This is a genomic window from Xanthomonas hortorum (assembly GCF_040279205.1).
Taxonomy (GTDB): Bacteria; Pseudomonadota; Gammaproteobacteria; order Xanthomonadales; family Xanthomonadaceae; genus Xanthomonas; species Xanthomonas hortorum_F.
Genome location: NZ_JBEOLS010000009.1, coordinates 37,119 through 63,368 on the forward strand (window position 1 = coordinate 37,119; position 26,250 = coordinate 63,368).

16 protein-coding genes are annotated in these 26,250 nt (G+C 64.7%); 11 read left to right on the forward strand and 5 right to left on the reverse strand.

The window, feature by feature from the left end; all coding sequences use genetic code 11:
- Positions 1–86: 86 nt before the first annotated feature.
- The 3 genes from ABS769_RS05950 (at position 87) to hglS (ending at position 3,176) form a co-directional block, all read left to right on the forward strand.
- Positions 87–674: a hypothetical protein gene (locus ABS769_RS05950; protein ID WP_350498122.1), complete on the forward strand. Its 588-nt coding sequence runs from the start codon at positions 87–89 to the stop codon at positions 672–674.
- Positions 675–844: 170 nt separating this feature from the next.
- Positions 845–1,468: a hypothetical protein gene (locus tag ABS769_RS05955; protein ID WP_317062453.1), complete on the forward strand. Its 624-nt coding sequence runs from the start codon at positions 845–847 to the stop codon at positions 1,466–1,468.
- 340 nt (positions 1,469–1,808) lie between these two features.
- Positions 1,809–3,176, forward strand: a complete 1,368-nt coding sequence (gene hglS, locus ABS769_RS05960; protein ID WP_317062425.1) for a 2-oxoadipate dioxygenase/decarboxylase HglS — start codon at positions 1,809–1,811, stop codon at positions 3,174–3,176.
- Between the two features lie 780 nt (positions 3,177–3,956).
- Here the strand turns inward: hglS and ABS769_RS05965 are convergent.
- The 3 genes from ABS769_RS05965 to ABS769_RS05975 all read right to left on the reverse strand — a co-directional run bounded on the left by ABS769_RS05965 (position 3,957) and on the right by ABS769_RS05975 (position 11,808).
- Positions 3,957–7,097: an efflux RND transporter permease subunit gene (locus ABS769_RS05965; protein WP_317061682.1), complete on the reverse strand. Its 3,141-nt coding sequence runs from the start codon at positions 7,095–7,097 to the stop codon at positions 3,957–3,959.
- A 130-nt stretch (positions 7,098–7,227) separates the two neighbouring features.
- On the reverse strand, positions 7,228–10,476 hold the full coding sequence (locus ABS769_RS05970; protein WP_317061684.1) for an efflux RND transporter permease subunit: 3,249 nt from the start codon (positions 10,474–10,476) through the stop codon (positions 7,228–7,230).
- A gap of 93 nt (positions 10,477–10,569) precedes the next feature.
- The gene (locus ABS769_RS05975; protein WP_317061685.1) at positions 10,570–11,808 is read right to left on the reverse strand and encodes an efflux RND transporter periplasmic adaptor subunit; all 1,239 of its coding nucleotides are present in this window, start codon (positions 11,806–11,808) and stop codon (positions 10,570–10,572) included.
- 256 nt (positions 11,809–12,064) lie between these two features.
- Here ABS769_RS05975 and ABS769_RS05980 point away from each other — a divergent pair, with 256 nt between their 5' ends.
- The 7 genes from ABS769_RS05980 to ABS769_RS06010 all read left to right on the forward strand — a co-directional run bounded on the left by ABS769_RS05980 (position 12,065) and on the right by ABS769_RS06010 (position 21,098).
- Positions 12,065–13,381, forward strand: coding sequence for a M20 family metallopeptidase (locus ABS769_RS05980; RefSeq protein WP_317061686.1), 1,317 nt, complete (start codon positions 12,065–12,067; stop codon positions 13,379–13,381).
- A 176-nt stretch (positions 13,382–13,557) separates the two neighbouring features.
- Positions 13,558–14,373 (forward strand): NADPH-dependent 7-cyano-7-deazaguanine reductase QueF, encoded by an 816-nt coding sequence (queF, locus tag ABS769_RS05985; protein ID WP_317061687.1) that lies wholly within the window; start codon positions 13,558–13,560, stop codon positions 14,371–14,373.
- A 103-nt stretch (positions 14,374–14,476) separates the two neighbouring features.
- Positions 14,477–14,770 (forward strand): LysM peptidoglycan-binding domain-containing protein, encoded by a 294-nt coding sequence (locus tag ABS769_RS05990; protein WP_317061688.1) that lies wholly within the window; start codon positions 14,477–14,479, stop codon positions 14,768–14,770.
- Between the two features lie 90 nt (positions 14,771–14,860).
- Positions 14,861–15,415, forward strand: coding sequence for a hypothetical protein (locus tag ABS769_RS05995; protein ID WP_317061689.1), 555 nt, complete (start codon positions 14,861–14,863; stop codon positions 15,413–15,415).
- Positions 15,416–15,835: 420 nt separating this feature from the next.
- Positions 15,836–18,067 (forward strand): NADP-dependent isocitrate dehydrogenase, encoded by a 2,232-nt coding sequence (locus ABS769_RS06000; protein WP_317061691.1) that lies wholly within the window; start codon positions 15,836–15,838, stop codon positions 18,065–18,067.
- 345 nt (positions 18,068–18,412) lie between these two features.
- Positions 18,413–20,152: a bifunctional isocitrate dehydrogenase kinase/phosphatase gene (gene aceK, locus ABS769_RS06005; protein ID WP_317061692.1), complete on the forward strand. Its 1,740-nt coding sequence runs from the start codon at positions 18,413–18,415 to the stop codon at positions 20,150–20,152.
- A gap of 61 nt (positions 20,153–20,213) precedes the next feature.
- Positions 20,214–21,098: a hypothetical protein gene (locus ABS769_RS06010; protein WP_317061694.1), complete on the forward strand. Its 885-nt coding sequence runs from the start codon at positions 20,214–20,216 to the stop codon at positions 21,096–21,098.
- A gap of 679 nt (positions 21,099–21,777) precedes the next feature.
- Here the strand turns inward: ABS769_RS06010 and rho are convergent.
- On the reverse strand, positions 21,778–23,688 hold the full coding sequence (gene rho / locus ABS769_RS06015) for a transcription termination factor Rho (protein ID WP_317061696.1): 1,911 nt from the start codon (positions 23,686–23,688) through the stop codon (positions 21,778–21,780).
- Positions 23,689–23,908: 220 nt separating this feature from the next.
- Entirely contained in the window at positions 23,909–24,250 is a 342-nt protein-coding gene (trxA, locus tag ABS769_RS06020; RefSeq protein WP_005923050.1) for a thioredoxin TrxA, read from the reverse strand.
- A gap of 198 nt (positions 24,251–24,448) precedes the next feature.
- Between trxA and rhlB the strand changes: the two genes are divergently transcribed.
- Positions 24,449–26,185 carry an ATP-dependent RNA helicase RhlB gene (rhlB, locus tag ABS769_RS06025; RefSeq protein WP_317061699.1) on the forward strand — a complete coding sequence of 579 codons (1,737 nt, stop codon included), beginning with the start codon at positions 24,449–24,451 and terminating at the stop codon, positions 26,183–26,185.
- Positions 26,186–26,250: the final 65 nt, after the last annotated feature.

Here is a 26,250-nt window from a genome sequence, read left to right on the forward strand (position 1 = left end):
AGATGCAACAGGCGGGCACGCTGAGGTGCCCTAGCAACAGGACGTTTCCGGCTGGGCGCACGCATGGCCGACCTTGGGGATCACCAATGCACATGTTGTCGTTTACCTATCGCACCAGCCTGGCCGCGTTGTTGGGTCTGCTGGTGGGCACGCTGCCGCTGGCGGCTGCCGAGCTTGAAGAAGAAGTCATCAACCCCAGCGAAGTGATCTTTCGCGACGGCCAGCCGTACTACGACGATGGCGGCGACTATGTTCGCCTGCGCACGCGTCGGGAGGGTGGGGAGTTGGTGTATTTCCGCACGGTGCGCTTCGACCGTGAGCAAGGCTATGTGGATGCCCAGGGTCAGAGTATCGCGACCTTGCAGACCCGGCCGAATGGGCGCGATGGCAGCTCCGCATTCGCGGTGGACCGGTATTCGGACGATCGCTACGGTGGATACGCCGGCTATCGTGTTGGGTATCCGGGATATGGCGCCGGTTTGCGGCTGGGTGCATCGCGTAACCGTCCCTACGGGCAAATTTATTACGGCAACGGGCTGTACGGCCCCGACCCCTACAGCAGCCCGCATAACCGCGATGCGCGGCAGCGTTACATCGGTCCGGGCTATGTTGGGTCTTGCGACCTGACCGGTTGCCGCGAAGTGCATCACATCGGGTTTTACGATCTGCGCTGAGCGCGGCTCATTCCTGCTGCGCCAACCGGCGCAGGTGCATTGCCGACGCGCGGTGCGACCTGTACCACGTGCCTACTCTGAAGTCTGGGCGCGCCACGCTGCTTGCCTGACCACTGTTGACCACGCGTGACATGGCGCAGCGCTGCGATCGGCCTGACACCGGCGCGGGCATGCGGCATCATCGGCACATGCGTTTACTGCCCACCGCCCTGTTGCGATCTCTGCCATTGCTGATGGCGTTGCTGTTGCCGACATTGGCGGCAGCGCAGACCTCGCCTGCTGCAACGCCAGCGTCCGGTGCTGCGGCAGAGCCGGTGGCGCCGGCGGTGATCCCCGGCACCGGTGATGCGTGGGTGGACCAGCATCTGGCCGACATGGGTAGCTACGCGCAGCGCTATCCGGACAGCTTTATCGCCGAAGTGGCGCGCTATACCGGGACCCCGCGCGGTTACGTGCAGGCGTTGCTGCAGGTGCATGGCTGGCATGCGGGCGATATCTATTTCGCCTGTTTCTGGGCGCAGACGCTGCAGTTGTCCTGTCGCGACGCGGTGCGTGCGTACAGCCGCGACCATCACGATGGCTGGCAAGGCGTGGTCACGCGGCTGTCGGCCAGCCCGGACAGCGCGCACATGCGTGCGCTGCGGCATGCCATCGTCGCCAGCTACGACCGCTGGGAGCGGCCGATCACGCTGGATGCGCTGCTGCGTCGACAACTTGGCGACCATACGCAACGGCTGGAGGCCGCGCGCCAGGCCAGCGAAGCGGACGAGGCAGCGGCGCAGGCCGGGCTTTAGCGCGGGTGTCATGCCTTTGGGCCTCCCGCATAGGTTGGCCTTCAGTGGCATGGCGTGCAGTGGCACGGAGCATGCGACGCGTGGCTTGCCTGGGCGAGCCAGCCAAGCTTGCGCTTGCAGTACCCGCTCCGCACCGCCGCCGCACAACGCATCTGATCTCAACGACTATCTATACGCTCTAGCGCGGCAAGGCGTGCGTAGTCGCCACACTCGCCGTACCCCGCAACTGTCTACACGCCAACGCGCCTGCCCGCATGCTGCCGTGCAGCTGGTCGCCGCAGGGCAGGGTCGGCGAGAATGCGATAACGCTGGCGTTCGCCGGCTCTGCCAAGACCAGCCCATGCGCGATACCGTGTTTGTCTCTCCCGATCACATCCGCAGCCTGTTCGCCCAGGCGATGTCGGACATGTATCGCGCCGAGGTGCCGTTGTATGGCGACCTGATGACGCTGGTGGCGCAGGTCAACGCCGACACCCTGAGCGCCGATCCCGCCCTGGCCGCGCGCCTGCAGCGCAACGACGAGCGCGCGCGGCTGGATCTGGAACGCCACGGCGCGATCCGGGTCGGCACGGCGCAGGAACTGGCCACCTTGCGCCGGCTGTTTGCGGTGATGGGCATGCATCCGGTGGGCTATTACGACCTGTCGGTGGCCGGCGTGCCGGTGCATTCCACCGCGTTCCGCCCGATCGACGATGCGGCGCTGTCGGCCAATCCGTTCCGCGTGTTCACCTCGTTGCTGCGGCTGGAGTTGATCGAAGATGTCGCGCTGCGTGCGCAGGCCGAACAGATCCTGCAGCAGCGGCAGATCTTCACCGCCGGCGCGCTGGACCTGATCGAACAGCACGAGCGTCACGGCGGGCTGGAGGCGGCGCAGGCGCAGGAATTCGTGGCGCAAGCGCTGGAAACCTTCCGCTGGCATGGCGATGCCACCGTGTCGCTGCCGACCTACCGCGCGCTGAGCGAGGCGCACAAGCTGATTGCCGACGTGGTGAGCTTCCACGGCCCGCATATCAATCACCTGACGCCGCGCACGCTGGATATCGATGCGGCGCAGGCGCAGATGCAGCGTGCCGGCATCGATGCCAAGGCGGTGATCGAAGGCCCGCCGCAGCGGCGCATTCCGATCCTGCTGCGGCAGACCAGCTTCAAGGCCCTGGAAGAGCCGGTGCGCTTTGTCGGCGACAGCGGGCTGGCCGAACATGGCACGCACACCGCGCGCTTTGGCGAGATCGAGCAGCGCGGGCTTGCGCTCACGCCCAAGGGCCGCGCGCTGTACGACGCGTTGCTGGCGCAGGCACGCGACAGCGATGGCGCCGGCAGCACCGGCGCCGATTACGCCACGCGGCTGCAGACTGCGTTTGTGGCGTTTCCCGATGACGAAGCGCTGTTGCGTCAGGAAGGCCTGGGCTATTTCCGTTACGCGTTCACCGAGGCAGGCCGCGCCGATCCCGCGCAGGTGGCCGCGATGCCAGCAGAAACTGCGATCGCGCTTGGCCTGGTCAGCGCCGATCCGATCATCTATGAAGATTTTCTGCCGGTGAGTGCGGCGGGTATCTTCCAGTCGAATCTCGGCGGCGCCGAACAACGCGCCTACGCCGCACATTCGAGCAAGCGCAGTTTCGAGCAGGCATTGGGCGCGCAGGTGCACGACGAATTTGCGTTGTATGCGCAGTTGGAGCGGGAGTCGCTGCAGGCGTTGGTGGTGTAAGGCAGCAACCAGGCGACAGTATCAGGTGGGTGTGTGCGGTAGCGGTATCCCGCAGTTTCAAGTGCTGCATGCGATATCGCCCAACTGCACGCACTACGAAGGGCGACTGATAAGTTCTCAACGCTGTCTCGATAGCGGCAGCGTGTTGGCCACACGCCCCTGGTTTGACGAATGAGTTGGTGTTGGATGGCAGTGACATCGATCGGATAGAACTAAGCTGATCAGACCGCACCTAATCGAACTATCGCGCTCCATGCCCTGCTTGTAACCACGCACACCGACCATTTCGACTGGTCCTTGCCCGCTCACCGTCGCGGGACCTTACGCGGCATGGATGCCGCGTAAGAGCCTACACGGACGTACTTGCGGCGTGTCCCGCGATGGTAGGCGGGCAAGGGCCCTGCAGCCAAGCCGCAGATCAGCCGCTCTACAACCAACCAATCCACACCGTTCGATTACATCTCAAGGCGACCGGGATCTTGAGCTTCAGCATTGCTTGGATGTTCCGAAACCTAGCGGGTCGAGGGCGCGATGCCCTCACCGCTCGCGGGACACGCCGTGAATCCATCCCTGGAGGCTCGGTGGCGGCATCCATGCCGCCACACGGTCCCGCAATCGGCGAGGACACCGCACCAGAGAGTTGATCGGTAGCTTTGTTTAAAACCCTGCACACCGACACTCTCGACTGGTCCTTGCCGCCAAGGCGCAGATCAGCCGCTCCACAACCGCAACGCATCCACACCGTTCAATCACTTCTCTTCGGTTTTTGTCAGCCCAGCCTCAGTGCGCCGAGGCTGCCGGGCGCCGTGCTGCCGCGCGTTCTGCACGGCGCGCGCGCGCACGTGCGCGATGTGCCTTCCAGCGCTCGCTCAGGCAGGAGAAGATCACATACAGCGCCGGGGTGCTGAGCAAGGTCAGGCTCTGCGAGAAGATCAGCCCACCGATCATCGCGATGCCGAGCGGGCGGCGCAGTTCCGAGCCTTCGCCCAGGCCCACCGCCAGCGGCACTGCGGCCAGGATCGCCACCATCGTGGTCATCATGATCGGGCGGAAGCGCACGATCGAGGCCTCGCGTGCGGCCGCGCGCGCATCCATGCCGTGCACGCGCTGCGCCACCAGCGCGAAGTCGATCATCATGATCGCGTTCTTCTTGACGATGCCGATCAGCAGCACCAGCGCGATCATCGAGATCACCGACAACTCGGTGTTGGTGAGGAACAACGCCAGCAGCGCGCCGACGCCGGCGGCCGGCAGCGTCGACAGGATGGTCACCGGATGGATCAGGCTCTCGTAGAGCATGCCCAGCACGATGTAGACGGTGAGCACCGCGGCCAGCAGCAGCACGCCCATCGAGTTGGGACTGAGTTGCACGTTGAAGCTGTCGTCGCCGCTGAGGCGGATGCCGTCGGGCATACGCAAGCCGTCCACGGTGGACTTGATGATCAGATCCGCCTCGCCGGTGCTCACGCCCGGTGCCAGGTTGTAGCTCAGATCCATCGTGGTGTACTGGTTTTCATGGATGATCTGCGGCGGCGCCAGGCCCGGCACCTGCGTGGCAACCGACGTAATCGGCACCATCAGGCCGGCACGGTTGGGCACGAACACCTGATCCAGCGCCTTGGGCGTGGCCGTCTGCGAGGGCAACGCATTGACCACCACGCTGTACTGGTTGAGATCCGAGTAGATGGTGGAAATGGAGCGCTGGCCGAACGCGCCATACAGCGCGCCATCGATCGCACCGACCGAGATGCCCAGCCGCGCGGCCTTGGCACGGTCGATCACGATGTTCTGGCGCAGGCCCGAGGTGTCCACATCGGTGCCGACATCGCGCAGGCGCGGATTCTTCTTCAACGCGGCCTGCAGCTTGGGCAACCATTCCTGCAGCTGTGCCAGGTCGTTGCCCTGCAGCGACACGCGGTATTGCGCGCCCTGGCTGGTGCCGCCGCCGCCATCGCTGGGCAGGTCCTGGATCGCGCGCAGGCGCAGATCCAGATCCGGGTAGCGGTCGGCCTTGGCGCTCAGGCGTGCGACCACTTGCGCGGTGGTGTCGCGGCGGCCTTCATTGCGTTTTTTCAGTTCGATATTGAACGAGGCGCTGGAGCCCTGACGGCCGGAGCCCAGCCGCGCGCCGACGGTCTTCACTGCCGGGTCGGCCATCAGCATGTCGGTGATGCGGCGCTGGCGGCTGACCATGTCGGCGAACGACACCGTGGCGCTGGAATTAGCGCGGCCCCAGATCAGGCCGGTGTCCTGCGCGGGGAAGGAGCCCTTTTTGACCGCGCTGCCGAGAAAGATGGTGGCAGCAATCAACAGCAACGGCGTCAGCGACAGCAGCAGCGCGTGGCGCAACGAGAAGTCCAGCGCCACGGTGTAAACGGCGAGCATGCGCTCGTGCATACGGTCCAGCCAGGCACCGAAACGGCTAGGTTTTTCCGGCTCGGTATGCGCCGACAGAAAGCGGCTGCACAACGCCGGCGTCAAGGTCAGCGACACCAGCATCGATACCACGATCGCCGCCACCAGGGTCACGGTGAATTCGCGGAAGAACGCCCCGACCATGCCGCTGGCAAACAGCATCGGAATGAACACCGCCACCAGCGAGGCGGTGATCGAGACGATGGTGAAACCGATCTCGCGCGCACCGGCCAGTGCGGCGTCCAGACGCGGCATGCCTTCGTCCAGATGCCGCATGATGTTTTCGATCACCACGATCGCATCGTCGACCACAAAGCCAATGGCGATCACCAACGCCAGCAGGCTGAGGTTGTTCAAGGTGAAGCCCAGCATGTACATCACCAGCGCCGAGCCGGCCAACGACAGCGGCACGGTGACTGCGGCAATCAAGGTCGGTGCCAGCCGGCGCAGGAACAGCGCCATGGTCAGGATCACCATCACCAGACTGATCATCAGCGTGGCCTGCACCTCGTGCAGCGAGGCGCGGATGGTGGGTGTGCGGTCGAAATAGGGCGTGAGTTTGGTGCCGGGCTGCAGGTAGGCGCGCAGACCCGGAATCTGCGCCTTTACCTGGTCCACGGTTTCGACGATGTTGGCGCCGGCACGGGTGAAGGCGTACATCACCACCGCCGGTTTGCCGTCGAACCAGGCCGCCTGATACGCATCCTGCTGGCCGTCGTAGACGGTGGCCACATCGCCCAGCCGCACGATGCGCCCGTTGGACTGGGTGGAGATCGCCAGCTGTGCGAAATCGGCGGCCTTGGCGACCGAATCGTTGGCCACGATCGCCATGGTGGTGTTGCCGTCGGACAGGAATCCGGTCGGCGAGGTGACGTTGGCCGCGCGCACCGCGTTGCGCAGATCGTCCGGGGTCAGCCCCAGCGCGTTGAGCGCGCGCAGATCCACATCCACGCGTACCGCCGGTGTGGACGCGCCGGCAATATCCACCGAGCTGATGCCGGTGATCTGGCGCAGCCGTTGCGCCAGCAGCGAGTCGGCAACGTTGTAGAGCTCATCGGCCGATTGGGTGTCGGAGGTCAGCGCGATGGCGATGACCGGGTCATCGTTCGGGTTGGCTTTCGAATAGATCGGCGTGCCGAGTCCGGAAGGCAGATCCGATTGCGAGGAGTTGATCGCGGTCTGCACGTCCTGTGCGGCCGAATCGATGTTGCGATTGCTCTGGAACACCAGCACCACCAGGCTGCTGCTCTCCGAACTGGAGGAGCGCATGCGGTCGATGCCGGGCAGCTGGCCCAGATGCCGTTCCAGCGGCGCAGTGACGGTGGAGGCCATGGTGCTGGCATCGGCGCCGGACTGCGTGGCGTGCACGAAGATCACCGGAATCTGGATGTTCGGCAATGCCGCCACGCCCAGCCGCAGGTAGCACATCAATCCGATCACGAACAAACCGATCGCCAGCAGCGAGGTGCCGATCGGGCGCTTGATGAAGGGGGCGGAGATGTTCATGGCTGTGGGGCCGGGATTTGGGATTCGGGAATCGGGAGTCGGCAAGCAGGGCCAAAGCCACGCCCGAATAGGCGTGCGGGCATGCGCCGCCGCAGGCCGGAAATCCGATCAGCCTTCGCTGCCCCAGTCGTCATGCCGGGCGCTCCGAGGTGGAGGCCGGGTTCGCGCCGTCACGGCGTGCGGCACGCCGTGCACGCCAATCACGCACGCGCTCGCCGGCGCGTTCCATGTACAGATAGATCACCGGCGTGGTGTACAGCGTCACCAGCTGCGACAACAACAGGCCGCCGACGATCGCAATACCGAGCGGACGGCGCAGCTCCGAGCCGATGCCGGTGCCCAGGGCCAACGGCAAGGCGCCCAGCATGGCGGCGGCGGTGGTCATCATGATCGGGCGGAAACGCAGCAGGCAGGCGCGCCGGATCGCTTCGTGCGCGTTGGCGCCTTCGCGGCGTGCGTCGATGGCGAAGTCGATCATCATGATCGCGTTCTTCTTGACGATGCCGATCAGCAGCACGATGCCGACGATGCCGTCCACCGACAGGCTCAGCCCGCACATCATCAGCGCCAGCAGCGCGCCAACGCCGGCGGGCGGCAACGTGGAGATGATCGTCAGCGGGTGGATGTAGCTCTCGTAGAGCACGCCCAGCACGATGTAGATCACCACGATCGAGGCCAGCAGCAGCCACACGATATCGGTCTGGCTGCCGGTGAATTCGGCCGCTTTGCCGACGAACTCGGCATGTACCTGGGTCGGAATCTTGAGGTCTTCGCGCGCCTGTTCGATCGCTTCCACCGCCTGCGACAGCGAGTGGCCCGGCGCCAGATTGAACGAGACCGTGACCGCCGGCAGCTGTTGCTGATGGCTCACCACCAATGGCGTGTTGGTGACCTTGGCCTCGGCTAGTGCAGCCAGCGGAATGATGCTGCCGGCGCCGACCACGATGCCGGTGTTCTGCGCGCCCACGCCGGTGGCGGTGGACGAGTTGGACGAGCTCACCTGACCGAAGCTGGTCGCATTGGTGCCGGTCAACGCGCCGCTGCCGTTGCTGGCCACCGCCAGCTGATTCATCAACGCAGTGCTGCTGCGGAATTCCGGCGCCACTTCCAGCACCACGCGGTACTGATTGAGCTCGGTGAAGATGGTGGAGATCTGGCGTTGGCCGAAGGCGTCGTACAGCGTGTCGTCGATGGTCTGCATCGGCACGCCGAGCATGCTGGCCTTGTCGCGGTCGATGGTCAGTTCCAGCGCGCGCCCCTGGTTGGCCAGGTTGTTATCCACGTCGGCCAACTCGGGCAGCTTGCGCATCGCCTCGGTCATGCGTGCGGCCCAGGTGGCCAGCTCGGCGCTGTCCACATCCGACATCGAATACTGATACTCGGTTGCGGCTACGCGGGTGTCGAGGGTGACGTCCTGCACCGGTTTGAGGAACAGCGCCACGCCCGGAATGCCGGACACCGCCTTTTGCAGGCGCGGCAGCACCTTGTCCAGGCCCTCGCGGTCGCCGCGCGTCTTCAGCACGATCGAGAGCTGGCCCTGGTTGATGGTCGGGTTCATGGTGCCGGCGCCGATGAAGGCGGCCACGCCGGTCACGGCCGGGTCTTTCTGCAGCGCCGCGGCCACCGCCTGGGTGCGCTGCTCCATCTGCGGGAACGCCACGTTCTGGTCGGCCTGCACCACGCCGGTGATCAGGCCGGTGTCCTGCTCGGGCAGCAGGCCTTTAGGAATGGCGATGTACAGCACCACGGTCAGCGCCACCGCACCGATCGCCACCGCCAAAGTCAGCGGCTGATGCGCCAGGACCCAGTCCAGGCTGCGCTCGTAGGTGCCCACCGTGCGCGTCCACAAGTTGGTCTTGCCGGCTGCGGCGGCACGCTCGTGCGCATCTTCGCCCTCGGGCAAGGCGTCTGGCTTGAGCAGGTAGGCGCACATCATCGGCGTCAGCGTCAGCGAGACCAGCATCGAGATCGTCACCGCAATCGACAGCACCCACGCAAACTCATGGAACAGGCGTCCGGTGACGCCCGGCATCAACAGCAGCGGCAGGAACACCGCCACCAGCGACACGGTCAGCGACAACACAGTGAAGCCGATCTGCTTGGCGCCGATTTCGGCCGCTTCCGGCCCGCTTTTGCCTTGTTCGATGTAGCGCACGATGTTTTCGATCATGACGATCGCATCGTCGACCACGAAGCCGGTCGCCACCACCAGCGCCATCAGCGACAGGTTGTCCAGCGACATGCCCGCAAACGCCATCACCCCGAAGGTGCCGGCCAGCGACAGCGGCACCGCCACCGAGGGAATGATGGTGGCCCACAGCCGGCGCAGGAACACGAAGATCACCGCCACCACCAGGAAGATGGTCAGCACCAGGGTGAACTTCACTTCATGCACGGAGGCGCGGATGGTTTCGGTGCGGTCGGCGAACACTTCCAGGTGCACATCGGCCGGCAATACCGACTGCAGCTGCGGCAGGATGCTGCGGATCTGCTCCACCGTCTGCACGATGTTGGCACCGGGCTGGCGGCGGATTTCCAGCAGCACTGCCGGTTTGCCATCGGCCCAGGCGGCGAGCTGATCGTTTTCCACACCGTCGACCACGTTGGCCACATCGGCCAGCCGCACCGGGCGGCCATTGCTGTAGCTGATGATGGTTTCGCGATACTGCGCGGCATCGGTGAGCTGGTCGTTGGTGCCGATGCTGTAGGACTGGGTCTTGCCGTTGAGCGAGCCCTTGGGCGCGCTGACATTGGTCTGGGTCAGCGCGCTGCGCAGCGACTCCATGGTCAGGCCCATGTTCGACAACTGCGCCGGGTTGACCTGGATGCGCACCGCAGGCCGCACGTTGCCGGCGATCGAGACCAGACCCACGCCCGGCACCTGCGACAGGCGCTGGGCCAGGATCGCGTCGGCGTAGCGGTTGACCTCGCGCAGCGGCAGCGAATCGGAGGTGAGCTTGAGCGTGAGGATGGCCGCGTCGGCCGGATTGACCCGGTTATAGACCGGCTGATACGGCAGCGACGAGGGCAGGGTGGCCTGGCGGATCGCCGCCTGCACGTCCTGCGCGGCGATGTCGATGTCGCGGTCCATCGAGAACTGCAGAATGATCGTGGACAGGCCTGCCGACGAATCGGAGGTCATCATCTGCAGCCCGGAGATCTGCCCGAGCTGGCGCTCCAGCGGTGTGGTCACCAGCGAGGCCATGGTGGTGGCATTGGCGCCGGGGTACTGGGTGGAGACGACCAGGCTGGGCGCGTCGATTTCCGGCAGTGCGGAGACCGGCAGTTGCCGGTAGCCCAGGATGCCCAGCAGCAGGATGCCCGCCATCAACAACGAGGTGGCGATGGGACGGCGGATGAAGATGGTCGAAAAGCCCACGGGGGGAATCCTTGCTGAAGACGTCAATCGGTGCCGGCGCGCAATGCGCCGACGCGCACCGGCGACGGAACTCCCGTCGCCGGTGGTCGCGAGTTAGCGCGGGCCGCCGCCGCGTCGGCCACCGGCGCCGCCGCTGCTCTTGTCCTGCGCAGCCTTGAGCTCGGCCTCGGTCGGCTCGGGCGGTGTTTCGCCCGGCTTGAGCGCGCTGACCTTGCTGCCCGGCTTCAAGCGGAACTGGCCTTCGGTCACCACCCGCTCGCCCTGCTTGAGCCCCTTGGTGATCTGCACGTGGCTGTCGTCCACCTCCACGCCCTGCACCACGGTGCGCATCTGCGCGGTGTTATCGCTGCCCACCACGTAGACGTAATCGCCGTCCGGGCCGCGCTGCACCGCCTGGGTCGGCACCACGGTGCCGCCGGCGATGGTGCGCAGCTGCAGGCGCACGTTGACGAACTGGCCCGGCCACAGCGCGTTGTCGGCGTTGTCGAAGATCGCGCGTGCGCCGAAGGTGCCGCTGTCGGCGGCGATGCGGTTGTCGATGACATCCAGCTTGCCGTCGCCGCTGATGATGTGCGCATCGCCGCGATCCAGCGCCGCCACGCCCAGTGCGGCGGCGGCCTGACCGCTGCGCACCGCCTGCAGCTCGCGCTCGGGCAGGTTGAAGGACACGTAAATTGGGCGGATCTGGGTCAGGGTGACGATGGTGGAGGTGCTGCTGACGATATTGCCCACGTCCACACCGCGGATGCCGGCAATGCCGTCGATCGGCGCCAGGATGCGGGTGAACTGCAACTGCACCTGGGCCGCGCGCATCTGCGCATCGTTGGCCGACACCGCTGCCTCGTACTGCGCCACCTGGTTGCGCTGGGTGTCCAGATCGGTGCGCGAGACGTACTGCTTGTAGGCCGGATCGTTGGAGCGCTGGTAGTTGACCCGCGCGGTGGCCAGCAGCGCCTGGTTCTGGCGCTTGGCCGCCAGCGACTGGTCATAGCTGGCCTGCAGGCTGCGTGGATCGATCTGCGCCAGCAGCTGGCCCTTCTTCACTTCCTGGCCCTCCTGGAAATTCAGGCTCATCAGCTGGCCGCCGACCTGCGGGCTGACCGTGACCGTGTTGAGCGCGGTGACCGTGCCCAACGCGCTGGCATAGACCGGCACGTCCTGGGTGGTGGTGGCCACCACCGTGACCGGCACCGGGCCGTGGTCTTCGGTGCCGCTGCCGTCCGGCGCGCCCGCGCGCTTGCCGTGATTGCCCCCACCGAACATGCGCATTGCAACGAACACCACGACAAGCACCGCTACGACCAGCAGTGTGATCTTCCAAAAACGCGACATGCGACAACTCCTGAGGGCGGGCCGGGCGCTGATGCGACCGTGGGGCAGCTGTGCGAAGCATATCGTTGCGCCCCACCAATTGAGCGTTACTGAAGTAACGGCTCGCCAGGCGAAACGGCCACGACGTTCACAGATGCAGTACAGCGGCAACGCACCACGGTCGCCACGGTTGACCGGCGGGCTGAATCGGGCACCACCGCAGCCCGCCAGCTGCGCGGGTGCACTACATTAAGCAACCATCTTTAGAGGATTCTCGATGCGCCACTCCCGCCTGCTGACCAGCGCGCTGTTGCTCGCCCTGCCCACGCTCGCCGCCGCCCAGGCCGCGCCCCGGCCCGAAGTGCAGGCCGCCGCCGCGCCGTTGCAGACCAAGCTGGTGCAGTGGCGCCGCGACTTCCATCAGCATCCGGAACTGTCCAACCGCGAGGAGCGCACTGCCGCCACGGTGGCCGCGCAGCTGCGCAAGCTCGGCCTCAAGCCGCGCACCGGCATCGCCCATCACGGCGTGGTGGCCATCATCAAGGGCGGCAAGCCCGGGCCGAAGATCGCTCTGCGTGCGGATATGGACGCCCTGCCGGTGAAAGAGCAGACCGGGCTGCCGTTCGCGTCCAAAGCCACTGCCGAGTACCGCGGCGAGCAGGTCGGGGTGATGCACGCCTGCGGCCACGACGCGCATACCGCAATCCTGCTCGGCGTGGCCGAAGCGCTGGTGGGCATGCGCGAGCAGCTGCCCGGCGAAGTGATGCTGATCTTCCAGCCCTCCGAAGAGGGCGCACCCGGCAACGAAGAGGGCGGCGCCTCGCTGATGCTGAAGGAAGGCCTGTTTGCCGACTTCAAGCCGCAGGCGGTGTTCGGCCTGCATGTGTTCTCCAGCGTGCAGGCCGGCAAGATCGCGGTGCGTAGCGGCCCGCTGATGGCCGCCTCGGATCGGTTCGCGATCAAGATGATCGGCCGCCAGACGCATGGCTCGGCGCCGTGGAACGGCATTGACCCGATCGTGGCCAGTGCCGACATGATCGGCGCTGCGCAGACCGTGATCAGCCGCCGCGCCAACCTGTCCAAGCAGCCGGCGGTGCTGAGCTTCGGCGCGATCAAGGGCGGCATCCGCTACAACATCATCCCCGACGACGTGGAAATGGTCGGCACCATCCGCACCTTCGACGAAGCCATGCGCCAGCAGATCTTCGCCGACCTCAAGACCGTGGCCGAACACACCGCCGCCGCCCACGGGGCCACCGTCGAGGCGCAGGTGCCGGACCAGCCCGGCAACCCGGCCACGGTCAACGACCCGGCGCTGACCGCCAAGATGCTGCCCAGCCTGCAGGCCGTAGTGGGCGCCGACAACGTCTACGAGCCGCCGCTGCAGATGGGCGCTGAAGACTTCTCGTTCTACGCGCAGCAGGTGCCGTCGATGTTCTTCTTCGTCGGCTCCACCGCCAAGGGCATCGACCCGGCGACCGCGCCCAGCAATCATTCGCCGCAGTTCCTGCTCGACGAGTCGTCGCTGGATGTGGGTTTGCGCGCGCTGTTGCAGGTGTCGCTGGATTATCTGCATCAGGGTGAGGCTGGCTGAAACCGGGATTCGTGATTGGGGATTAGGGATTCGTGTGCAACTGCACGATTCCCGCTGTCCGTTTGCGGTGATTACGGCGGCGGGCTGTGTGAAGCCCTCTGCTTCTGTTTGCCCAGGGGTCGCTCCGGCGGCCGCCATACACCTCACGGCCAGCCCGCTCGCCCTAAAATGGCGGCATGAATACCCCTGAAGATTCCTCCCTCGGTCGTGAGGTCGCTTACCCCAGCGGCTACGATCCGTCGCTGTTGTTTCCGATTCCGCGCGCGGCCGGGCGCGAGGCGATCGGCCTGACCGGCGCGCTGCCCTTTATCGGCCGTGATCGCTGGCACGCCTATGAACTCAGCTGGCTCGATGCACAGGGCAAACCCTGCGTGGCCACCGCCACCTTGCATGTGCCTTGCGATTCGCCGTCGTTGATCGAATCCAAGTCGCTCAAGCTGTATCTCAATTCGCTCAATGCCACCCGTTTCAATAGCGCCGAAGCGGTGCGTACGCGCATCGCCTCCGACCTGTCCACGCGCGCCGGTGCCGATGTGGCGGTGGAATTCGGTCTGCCGCCGATCGATGTGGTGGGCGAGGGCGAATCGATCGACGCGCTGGATGTCAGCATCGACGACTACGGCCCGCCAAAGGCCGCGTATCTCTCAGCGCACGCACAACCAATCGTGGAAGAAGTGCTGACCTCGGCCTTGCTCAAGTCCAATTGCCCGGTCACCGGTCAACCGGATTGGGCCAGCGTCACACTGCGCTATCGTGGCGCGCCGATCGACCGCGAAGGCCTGTTGCGCTATCTGGTGAGTTTCCGCGACCACGCCGAATTTCATGAGCAATGCGTGGAGCGCATTTTCCATGACGTGCTGATCCGCTGCGCGCCCGAGTGGTTGGTGGTGGAGGCGCGTTATACCCGTCGTGGCGGACTGGACATCAACCCGTTGCGCAGTTCGCCCAGCGTGCCGACACCGCTGTCGATTTTCCGCGATCTGCGCCAGTAGCCGGCCGTGTTGGAGGATCGCGCCAGCTTCACGGCGGCGCGATCCACGCTTAACGGCGCACCGCGCATCCTGCAGTCATCGTGATGCACGCAGGATGGCAGCAATGAGTGTCGACAAGAAAGCAGATTTTTCCAACGTGACGTCGTCGGTCGACAGCACCGCAGAGGTTGCGCCTGCGGCGGATTTTTCCAACGTCCGCAGCAGCGTGCAAAGCACCGCGCAGATCGTTGAAGAGACGATTACCGTGCAGGCAGGCGACAGCCTTTCCAGTATTGCCAAACGCCATTATGGCGACGGCAATCTGTGGCCGCGCATTTTCGAGGCCAATCGCGAGACGCTAAAGGATCCGGACAAGATTTTTCCGGGACAGGTGTTGCACTTACCACCAAAGGCATAAACGCCTGATTTAGCCAGTCGCTGGCTTGGTGATCTGTTCCACTCAATGCTTTCCTCAAGAAACCCCATTCGTTTATCCGGAGATTCATTCATGCGTACCAAATCCGTTTCAAGCACGCTCGCCATTGCGCTTGTCGGCGTGCTCGCACTATCAGGTTGCAAGAAAGAAGAAGATGCCAGCGTGTCGAAGGATCCGACCTCCGGTGCCGCCACCGAAGCAATGCCCGGCCCGGCGGGCACGCCGCCCGCAAGCGATCAGGCTGGCCAGAGCACTGCTACCGGTGCTGCCAGTACCGACAGTGCCGCCGCAACCGGCGCGGCAGTGACGGTGTCCAGCGTCGCGGTCGGCACCACCGCTGACGCAGACAAGACGGTGACCCCGTCGGCCAATATCGGTAGCAAAGACACCATTATCGTCTCGGTGAAAACCGATGGCAGCGCGAGCAACGTGGCGGTTTCGGCCAAGCTCACCTACCAGGACGGCCAGGTCGCTGGTGAGCAGAACGCCACCTTGACCACCACCGGTGCCGAAACCACCAATCTCAGCTTCAGCAAGCCCGATGGCTGGCCGGCTGGCACCTACACCGCGCAGGTAATGGTGGATGGCAAGCCGGCAGGTAATCCACAGACCATTACGGTCAAGTAAGACAGGCGCGAAGAAGCATGCTGCATGTAGACGCGCATGCTGGCGGAGCAGGGCGGTAACACGCTGGCCCGCCAACATTTCGCCAACAGGGCGATCACTTCGTCGCTGTTCTTCCAGCAAGCCATCAAGCGGTAAGCCATCAGGGCGCGATCACACGATCGCGCCTTTTTGCTGCGCCACCTTGTGACGCGACGCATTCGTTACAGCTGCATCCATGTCGATTGGCCGGGTCACGGGATGGAGCATCCGCCTGTGGTCGCTTTACCCGGGCGCGGCTCAGACGCGACAATGCCGTGCTGATCCATCGCCGCGTTCCACGCGCTGGCCGATCGGCGTGCAACCAGCGACCCCCGTCGCGCACGCCAACGCCAGTGCCAACAACGCCGGCGCTCCTTCCGACCACACGAGCCATCGCACCTTATGTCGAAGACACCGAAGATCCTCTACACGCTCACCGACGAAGCACCGTATCTGGCCACGCAGTCGCTGCTGCCGATCATCGATGCCTACACCGATACCGCCGGCATCGTGGTCGAAACCCGCGATATCTCGCTGGCCGGCCGCATTCTGTCGCTGTTCCCCGAGCACCTGACCGACGCGCAGAAGATCGCCGACGACCTCGGTGAGCTGGGCGCGCTGGCCACCACGCCGGAAGCCAACATCATCAAGCTGCCCAACATCAGCGCCTCGGTGCCGCAGCTCAAGGCCGCGATCGCCGAACTGCAGGGCCAGGGCTATGCGCTGCCGGCGTATCCGGACACGCCCAAAGACGACGCCGAAAAGGACATCAAGGCGCGCTACGACAAGGTCAAGGGCAGCGCGGTCAACCCGGTGCTGCGCGAAGGCAACTCCGATCGCCGCGCACCGCTGTCGGTGAAGAATTACGCACGCAAGCATCCGCACCGCATGGGCAAGTGGAGCAGCGACTCCAGGTCGCACGTGGCGCACATGGACGAGGGCGACTTCTTCGGTAGCGAGCAGTCCACCACGGTGGCAGCGGCGGGCACGCTGAAGATCGAATTCGTCGGCAACGATGGCAGCACCACCGTGCTGAAGGACAAAGTGGCGGTCAAGGCCGGCGAAATCGTCGATGCCGCGGTGCTGAGCAAGCGCGCGCTGGCCAGCTTCATCGACGCGCAGATCGTCGATGCCAAAGCCCGCGATGTGCTGTTCTCGGTGCATCTGAAAGCCACCATGATGAAGGTCTCCGACCCGGTGCTGTTCGGTGTGGTGGTCGGCGAGTTCTACAAGGACACGCTGAGCAAGCATGCCGATGCGCTTGCGTCGGTCGGCTTCGATCCCAACAACGGCATCGGCGATCTGTACGCACGTATCGCCACGCTGCCGGAAGCGCAGCAGGCGCAGATCAAGGCCGATATCCAGGCCGAATACGCGCAGCGTCCGGCCCTGGCGATGGTCAATTCGGACAAGGGCATCACCAACCTGCATGTGCCCAGCGACGTGATCGTCGATGCGTCGATGCCGGCGATGATTCGCGACTCCGGTCAGATGTGGAATGCCGAAGGCAAGCTGCAGGACACCAAGGCGGTGATCCCGGATCGCTGCTACGCCGATGTCTATCAGGCAGTGATCGACGACTGCAAGGCGCATGGCGCATTCGATCCGTCCACCATGGGCTCGGTGCCGAATGTCGGCCTGATGGCGCAGAAGGCCGAGGAATACGGCTCGCACGACAAAACCTTCCAGATTGCCGCCGCCGGTACCGTCAAGGTCACCGACGACACCGGCACCACCGTCTTCGAACATGCGGTGGAAGCCGGTGATTTGTGGCGCATGTGCCAGGTCAAGGACGCACCGATTCAGGACTGGGTGAAGCTGGCGGTCGAGCGCGCACGTCTGAGCGATACCCCGGCCGTGTTCTGGCTGGACAAGGCCCGCGCGCACGACGCGCAGGTCATCGCCAAGGTCGAAACCTATCTGAAGGATCACGACACCAGCGGGCTGGATATCCGCATCCTGCCGCCGGTGGAAGCGACCACCTTCTCGCTGGAGCGCATCCGCAAGGGCCAGGACACCATCTCGGTCACCGGCAACGTGCTGCGCGATTACCTCACCGACCTGTTCCCGATCCTGGAACTGGGCACCAGCGCCAAGATGCTCTCCATCGTGCCGCTGATGGCCGGTGGCGGCCTGTTCGAAACCGGCGCCGGTGGCTCGGCGCCCAAGCACGTGCAGCAGTTCGTCGAACAGAACAGCCTGCGCTGGGATTCGCTGGGCGAGTTCCTGGCCCTGGCCGCCTCGCTGGAGCATCTGGGCAACCGCTACGACAACCCGTCGGCCACGGTGCTGGCCAAGGCGTTGGACGTGGCCAACGGCCAGTTCCTGGACAACAACAAATCGCCGGCACGCAAGGTCGGTGAACTGGACAACCGCGGCAGCCACTTCTATCTGGCGATGTACTGGGCGCAGGCCCTGGCCGCACAGACCGAAGACACCGCGCTGCAGGCCAAGTTCGCGCCGCTGGCCAAGGCCTTGACCGAGAGCGAAGCCACCATCGTGGCCGAGCTCAACGGCGCGCAGGGCAAGCCGGTGGATATCGGCGGCTACTACCACCCCGATCTGGCCAAGGTCAGCGAAGCGATGCGCCCGAGCAAGACCTTCAACGACGTCTTGGCGACGCTGAAGGCCTGATCCAGCGCACCGCGTATCGGTGCGCTCAGCAAGTGCGACATCCAGGGCCCGCCTCGTTCAGAGGCGGGCCCTGTCGTTTCAGCGCAATGGAGACAGCGCAACCGTCATGCATCCGGCCTTGCCGCCGCTTTGCAGTGGATTGCCCACGGCTGGGTGTTGCCCGGTGTGGCTCTGGCTGGCGAGAGCTCTTGGCAACGTGCGCTGCCTTGCCAGGATCAGCAGGGCCGGCGCGCGCACCGCGTGCTGCGGCAGGTTGACGCGTGATGCAGGTGTTTGCCCGCTTATTACGTGCTCGATCGCCCGCACTGGCTGCGCGCCGTCGCAAGTGCTGAGTACACTGCCACCATGAGCCCTGTTCCGTTACCGCCGCAGTCCGAGCGTCGCGCGCTGGCGATCGGCCGCGCCGTGTATGAAGCCTTCGAGGATTACCACGCCCGCTTTGCGCAGATCACCGCACGCGCCAAACAGCGCTTCGAGACACGTGACTGGAACGGCGCGCGCGAGGATGCGGTGGCGCGTATTGCGCTCTACGATCAATACATAAGCGAATGCATGCTGCGGCTGCGTGCGGTGTTGCTGGGGCAGGCGCACGACCGCGCGTTGTGGATGCGCGCACGCGAGCATTACGCCTCGCTTCTGACCGGGTTGATCGATCAGGAGCTGTACAAGACCTTTTACAACACCCTGACCCGGCGTTACTTCGGCACTCATGGTGTGGATGCGGAGATCGAATTCATCGCGCTGGATATCGAGCCCACCGATGCGATCACGTTGCCGGTTGCGCGGCATACCTACGCGGTCTCGCCGGGCCGGCTGACCGACATGCTGGTGCGCGTGCTGGGCGATTATGCGTTCGATGTGCCGTATCTGCACCGCACCCGTTGCGCGGCGGCAATTGCAGTGCGGCTGCAGGACGATCTTGCGCACCGGGGCGAGCATCCTGTGCGCAGTGTGGAACTGCTGGAGACCGTGTTCTACCGCGAACGGCGCGCCTATCTGATCGGGCGCGTGTTTGGCGAACATCGCTTTTCTCCCTGCGTGATCGCACTGGTCAACGATGGTGCCGGCCTGCGTGCCGAAGCGGTGCTGACCAAACGCAGCGACGTCGCGCAGTTATTCAGCAACTCGCGCAGTTACTTCCAGGCCGATTTGTCCACTGTCGGCGACGCGGTGGTGTTCTTACGCAGCCTGCTCACCCACAAGCCGGTCGACGAGCTGTACACGATGCTCGGGCGCGCCAAGCAGGGCAAGACCGAACGCTATCGCACGTTTTTCAGCCATTTTCAGGCCCATCCTGCCGAGCAGTTGGTGCATGCCGATGGCACGCCGGGCATGGTCATGGTGGTGTTTACGCTGCCCAGTTATCCGCTGGTGTTCAAGCTGATCCGCGACCGCTTTGCGTATCCAAAAACCATGAGCCGCGCGCAGGTGGAAGGCAAATACGAACTGGTGTTCCAGCTCGACCGCATCGGCCGCCTGCTGGACGCGCAGCCGTACCGCTTTCTGCGCTTTCCCAAGGCGCGTTTTTCGCCGGCGTTGCTGGAAGAACTGCAGACCAGCTGTGCGATGAGCCTGAGCGAAGATGGCGCCGATGTGTTGATCGCGTTGTGCTACGTGCAGCGCCGGCTGCGCCCGCTCAATCTATACCTGCGCGAACAACTGCCCGAGGCCGCGCATGCCGCAGCGCTGGACTACGGGCAGGCGATCAAGGACATGGCGCGCAACAACATCTTTCCCGGCGACATGCTGCTGAAGAACTTCGGCATCACCCGCCATCAGCGTGCGGTGTTCTACGACTACGACGAGCTGTGCCTGATCACCGAATGCACGTTCCGCGATTGGCCAACGCCCACCAGTTACGAAGAACAAATGTCCGCCGAGCCCTGGTTTCATGTCGGCCCGCGCGATGTGTTTCCCGAGCGTTTTGCGCTGTTTATGGGCTTGCCGGCGTCGCAGCTGGAAGCGGTCAGGCACACGCATCCGGAACTGTTCGAGCCGCAATGGTGGCGCGATCTGCAAGCGCGACTGCGCGAAGACGATTACCCGGACACGCCGCCCTACGCGGACTCGCGAAAACTGGCCTGACGATTTGCGCGTATGCACCAAGGCTGGTACAACGAAGATTCAATCACGATGGAGCGCGGTCATGCAGTGGAAGCAACGCTTGGGCCTGGGCATTTTGATGGCAATGGCGAGTATCAACGGCGTGCAGGCACGTCCCAGTGCCGCGCAGGTGCAGGCGCAGATGGAGGCCAGCATGAATGTCGCGGGCGAATTGACGCTGACTCCGGACGGCACCGTCACGGCGGTCAAGCTCACCGACCAAGCAAGCTTGCCACCAGTGGTCCGCGACCGCGTCAAACAATCGATCGCCTCTTGGCGCTTCGACCCTGTCAAAGACGATGGAAGCGCATTGCCCGCGCAACTACCGATGAATCTGCTGCTGGTCGCCAAGCCGGGCGATAACAACACGTATGCGGTGTCGATTCGCAGCGCGCATTTCGGCAGCCAGGAGCAAGGTGCCGCCAGCGTCGCTGCCAAGGACATGCCGCCACCGGCCTATCCTGAGCATGCGTTTCGAGAGGGTGCGACAGGGGTGGTGTATCTGCTGCTCAAGATCGGCCGCGATGGCAAGGTCGAGGATCTGGTCGCAGAGCAGGTCAACCTGACCACGCTTGCGCCGGAATCCAAGCGCCCGCGCTGGCGCAAGGCGTTTGCCGATGCCGCAATCACCAAGGCGCAGCGCTGGACATTTGTGCCGCCCACGCAAGGCGCCGAGGCCGACGCGCCGTACTGGGTCATGCGGGTTCCGGTCACCTTCGACATCGAAACCTGGCCAGGCAATCTGACCGCTGCAAAGCAAGCCAAAAAGTGGCAATCCTATTTGCCGGGCCCGCGTCAGCCGGCGCCCTGGCACGAACAGCGCGGTGCGTCAGCATCGACCGACAGTCCGGATGCGCTACCTGGAAGTGGATTGTTCTCGGCACGCGGAGTAGGTGTGCGCCTGGTGACACCGCTGCAAGGAAGTTAAGCGCAACGCCAACATCAGAGCGGCTGGCAAACTATTTCATGCCTGTTTTTTGCAGAGCGAATGATCTTGGTTATTCGCTGCGATGCGGGGTGTCTGAGGCTTGGCTGCAGGGCCCTTGCCCGCCCACCATCGCAGGACACGCCGCAAGTACGTCCATGTAGGCTCTTACGCGGCATTCATGCCGCGTAAGGTCCCGCGACGGCAGGCGGGCAAGGACCATCGAAGATGGTCGGTGTGCATAGTTTCAATAAACAGCCAGCAAACTGTCGGGTGCGGTGTCCTTGCCGCGACCTTGATGCTGTGAGTTTGCTGCAGGGCCCTTGCCCGCCCACCATCGCGGGACACGCCGCAAGTACGTCCATGTAGGCTCTTACGCGGCATCCATGCCGCGTAAGGTCCCGCGACGGTGGGCGGGCAAGAACCAGTAAAGATGGTCGGTGTGCATGGTTTTCAATAAAACAGCCGGCAACCTGTCTGGCGTGGTGTCCTCACCGATTGCGGGACCGTGTGGTGGCATGGATGCCGCCACCGAGCCTCCAGGGACGGATTCACGGCGTGTCCCGCGAGCGGTGAGGGCACCGCGCACTCGACCAACCAGGCTTGTGACTGCAAGCAATCGCGCACCCACAAAAAAGCCCCGCAATGCGGGGCTTTTTCTTATCGAAAATGCCGATCGAAATCAGCGCTTCATCGAACTGAAGAACTCGTCGTTGGACTTGGTGGTCTTCATCTTGTCCAGCAGGAATTCCATCGCTGCGATTTCGTCCATCGGGTGCAGCAGCTTGCGCAGAATCCAGATCTTCTGCAGCAGCTCCGGCTCGATCAACAGATCTTCGCGACGCGTACCCGAACGGTTGATGTCGATCGCCGGGTAAACGCGCTTTTCGGTGATGCGACGGTTCAAATGCACTTCGCTATTGCCGGTGCCCTTGAATTCTTCGTAGATCACCTCGTCCATCTTGCTGCCGGTCTCGACCAGCGCCGTGGCGATGATGGTCAGCGAGCCGCCTTCTTCGACATTACGGGCCGCACCGAAAAAGCGCTTCGGGCGATGCAACGCGTTGGCGTCCACACCACCGGTGAGCACCTTGCCGGAGCTGGGCACCACGTTGTTGTAGGCGCGCGCCAGACGGGTGATCGAGTCGAGCAGGATCACCACGTCCTTCTTGTGCTCGACCAGGCGCTTGGCCCGCTCAATCACCATTTCGGCAACCTGCACGTGACGCGCAGCCGGTTCGTCGAACGTCGAGGAGATGACCTCGCCGCGCACGGTGCGCTGCATTTCGGTGACTTCTTCCGGGCGCTCGTCGATCAGCAACACGATCATGTGCACTTCGGGATGATTGCTGGTGATGGCCGTGGCCACCTGCTGCATCATCATCGTCTTACCGGCCTTGGGCGGGGAGACGATCAGTGCACGCTGACCCTTACCCTGCGGCGCCATCAGATCCAGGATGCGGCCGGTGATGTCCTCGGTGGACCCATCGCCACGCTCCAGACGGAAACGCCGGCGCGGGAACAGCGGAGTCAGGTTCTCGAACAGCACCTTGTTCTTGCTGGCTTCCAGCGGCTCGCCGTTGATGGTGTCGACGATCGACAGCGCGAAATAGCGTTCGCCGTCCTTCGGGAAGCGGATGCGGCCGGACAGATGGTCGCCGGTGCGTAGGTTGAAGCGGCGGATCTGGCTGGGCGAAATATACGTATCGTCCGGACCGGCCAGGTAGCTGGCTTCGGCGGCACGCAGGAAACCGAAGCCGTCGGGCAGGATTTCCAGCACGCCGTCGGCGGCAACGCCTTCGCCGTGGCGGGTCAGCACCTTGAGCAGGGCGAAGATCACGTCCTGCTTGCGCGCACGCGCCACGCCTTCCTGGATGTTGAGCTGATCGGCGATATCCAGCAGCTTCTGCGCCGGCATCCGCTTGAGATCGCTCAGCGAATACACCGGGAAGCCTTCCGGCACGGCCGGGTGCGGACGCGCGATGAAGGGCTCGTTGCTACCATCGGACGACGGCATGCCGCCACCGGTTTCATTACCGAATCGATCGCGCGGCCCACGGTCGCGGCGGTTGCGGAACCGGTCACGGCGATTGCCCTGCTGGTTCTGCCCCTGGCCCTGACCTTGCTGATTCTGGCCTGCGTTCTGACCTTGGTCCTGACCTTGACCTTGACCTTGACCTTGATTTTGCGGCTGGCCCTGGGCTTGACCCTGGTTCTGGCCTTGACCCCGGCTTTGCGCCTGATTCTGGTTCTGCTGGTTCTGCGCCTGGTTGAAGCGCTGCTGCTGCGACTGGCCACCCTCGCGGGATTCGCCATGGGTGTCGCCGCCTTGGTTGCCCTGACTGGCGCTGGGGGCGTTACCGGCATATGCGCCATCGCTGGACGTCTGCGCCGGTGCCGAATCGGCAGCGTGCGACGGTGCCTGCGGCGCACGCGGAACATCCGGTGCAGGGCTGGCGGGCAAGGGCAGGTTGGGCTGTTGCGCGCCACCGTCGTCATTGGCAACGGCGGTCTTGCTCACGCGCGGCTTGCGCACGCGTTTCTCGACAGGAGCGTCGACGCTCCCGGTATCGGAAGAAGGATGATCGGACAAGTGCTTGATTCCTCGCTAAGAGTGCGAGCGCCCGGCTGGGGGGCGAACTATGGTGATGGGAGTCTAGAGAGACGTTTCTAGAGGGGTACGGCGGCGCACGAACGTGCTCCGGATCGACTGACACTATCACCGCTGCGCTTAACCGCGCAAGCGTCTGCCGGGGCAGGGTTTAACTGCTGGCGAAACATCGGGGGCGCCCATTGCTGGGACGCCCGCTCGCTCAGGCGGCCGCGCCGCCCAGGGTCTTGTCGATCATCTGGGTGAGTTGGCCCTTGCCAACCGCCCCGATCTGGGTTGCCTGCACCTGCCCGTCCTTGAACAGCAGCAGCATCGGGATCGATCGCACGTGGTACTTGATGGCCAGGGCGCGGTTCTGGTCCACATTGACCTTGGCAACCTTCAGTCTGCCCTGGTATGTATCGGCCAGATCGTCCAGTACCGGGGCGATCATCTTGCACGGGCCACACCATTCGGCCCAGAAATCCACCAGGACCGGTTCGCCGGATTGCAGTACAGCTGTATCGAAGTCGGCATCGCCGACATGTTGAACCTTGTCGCTCACGTTGGGTCTCCTGGAAACCAAAACGGCCCGCCCGAACGGGCAGGCCGCTACATTGCGTTAAACTGGGGCATTGCGCGACTGAATCAAGTGTCAGTCCTGAAGCCGCGCTGTCCGCCACAACAGCCGCAGTTTGCGACGCTGTCGGCATCGATGCAAGCCGCGCCCGGGCTGCCCAGGGCGCCTCACGAAGACGGAATAATGAGCGACAAACCGCTGACCGATTTGACCTTTTCCACGTTCGACCTGCATCCGGCGCTGATCGCCGGGCTGGAGAGCGCCGGGTTTACCCGCTGTACCCCGATCCAGGCGTTGACCCTGCCGGTCGCGCTGCCGGGCGGCGATGTCGCCGGCCAGGCCCAGACCGGCACCGGCAAGACCCTGGCGTTCCTGGTGACGGTGGTGAACCGCCTGTTGAACCGCCCGGCGCTGGCCGACCGCAAGCCGGAAGACCCGCGCGCGTTGATCCTGGCCCCGACCCGCGAGCTGGCGATCCAGATCCACAAGGATGCGGTCAAGTTCGGCGCCGACCTGGGCCTGCGCTTTGCGCTGGTCTACGGCGGGGTGGACTACGACAAGCAACGCGAGCTGCTGCAGCAGGGCGTGGACGTGATCATCGCCACCCCGGGCCGGCTGATCGACTACGTCAAGCAGCACAAGGTGGTCTCGCTGCACGCCTGCGAGATCTGCGTGCTGGACGAAGCCGACCGCATGTTCGATCTGGGCTTCATCAAGGACATCCGCTTCCTGCTGCGGCGCATGCCCGAGCGCGGCACCCGGCAGACGCTGCTGTTCTCGGCCACGCTTAGCCATCGCGTGCTCGAGCTCGCCTACGAGCACATGAACGAGCCGGAAAAGCTGGTGGTGGAGACCGAGACCATCACTGCCGCACGCGTACGTCAGCGCATCTATTTTCCCTCCGACGAAGAGAAGCAGACGCTGCTGCTCGGCTTGCTGTCGCGTAGCGAAGGCGCCCGCACCATGGTGTTCGTCAACACCAAGGCGTTCGTCGAGCGGGTGGCGCGCACGCTGGAGCGCCATGGTTACCGGGTCGGCGTGTTGTCGGGCGACGTGCCGCAGAAGAAGCGCGAGTCGCTGCTCAATCGCTTTCAGAAGGGCCAGCTCGAGATCCTGGTCGCCACCGATGTGGCCGCGCGCGGCCTGCATATCGATGGCGTCAAGTACGTCTACAACTACGACCTTCCGTTCGATGCGGAAGACTACGTGCACCGCATTGGCCGTACCGCGCGTCTGGGCGAAGAAGGCGATGCGATCAGCTTCGCTTGCGAGCGCTATGCGATGAGCCTGCCGGACATCGAGGCCTATATCGCGCAGAAGATCCCGGTCGAGCCGGTGACTTCCGAACTGCTGATCCCGTTGCCGCGTACCGCACGCGTGCCGGTGGAAGGCGAAGAGGTCGACGCCGACGCCGGCGACAGCGTGGGCACGATCTTCCGCGAGGCGCGCGAACAGCGTGCTGCCGAAGAGCAGCGTCGTGGCGGTGGCCGCAGCGGCCCGGGTGGCGCCTCGCGCAGCGGCAGCAGCAGTGGTGGCGGCCGCCGTGATGGCGGCAGTGCCGATGCCAAGCCGCGTCCGCGCCGCAAGCCGCGTGTCGAAGGCGACGTTGCCGCCGAGACCGCAACCGTTGCCGCAGCCTCGGAGACGCCCGTGGTCGCAGCAGCGATTGCCGAAGCGCCGTCCACAGGCGTGGCCGATGCCGAGCGCGCACCGCGCAAGCGTCGTCGTCGCCGCAACGGTCGTCCGGTCGAAGGTGCCGAGCCAGCGGTGGTGTCCACACCGGTTGCTGCGCCGGCCGCACCGCGCAAGCCGACCCAGGTGGTCGCAAAGCCGGTGCGCAGTGCGACCAAGCCGTCGGGCAGCCCCTCGCTGCTGAGTCGTATCGGCCGCAGATTGCGTTCGCTGGTCTCCGGCAACTGATCTGTTGCCGCTGCAATCGCATCGCCGGCCTTCGGCGATGCGACGCAAGCGCTGGCGCTCCGGCA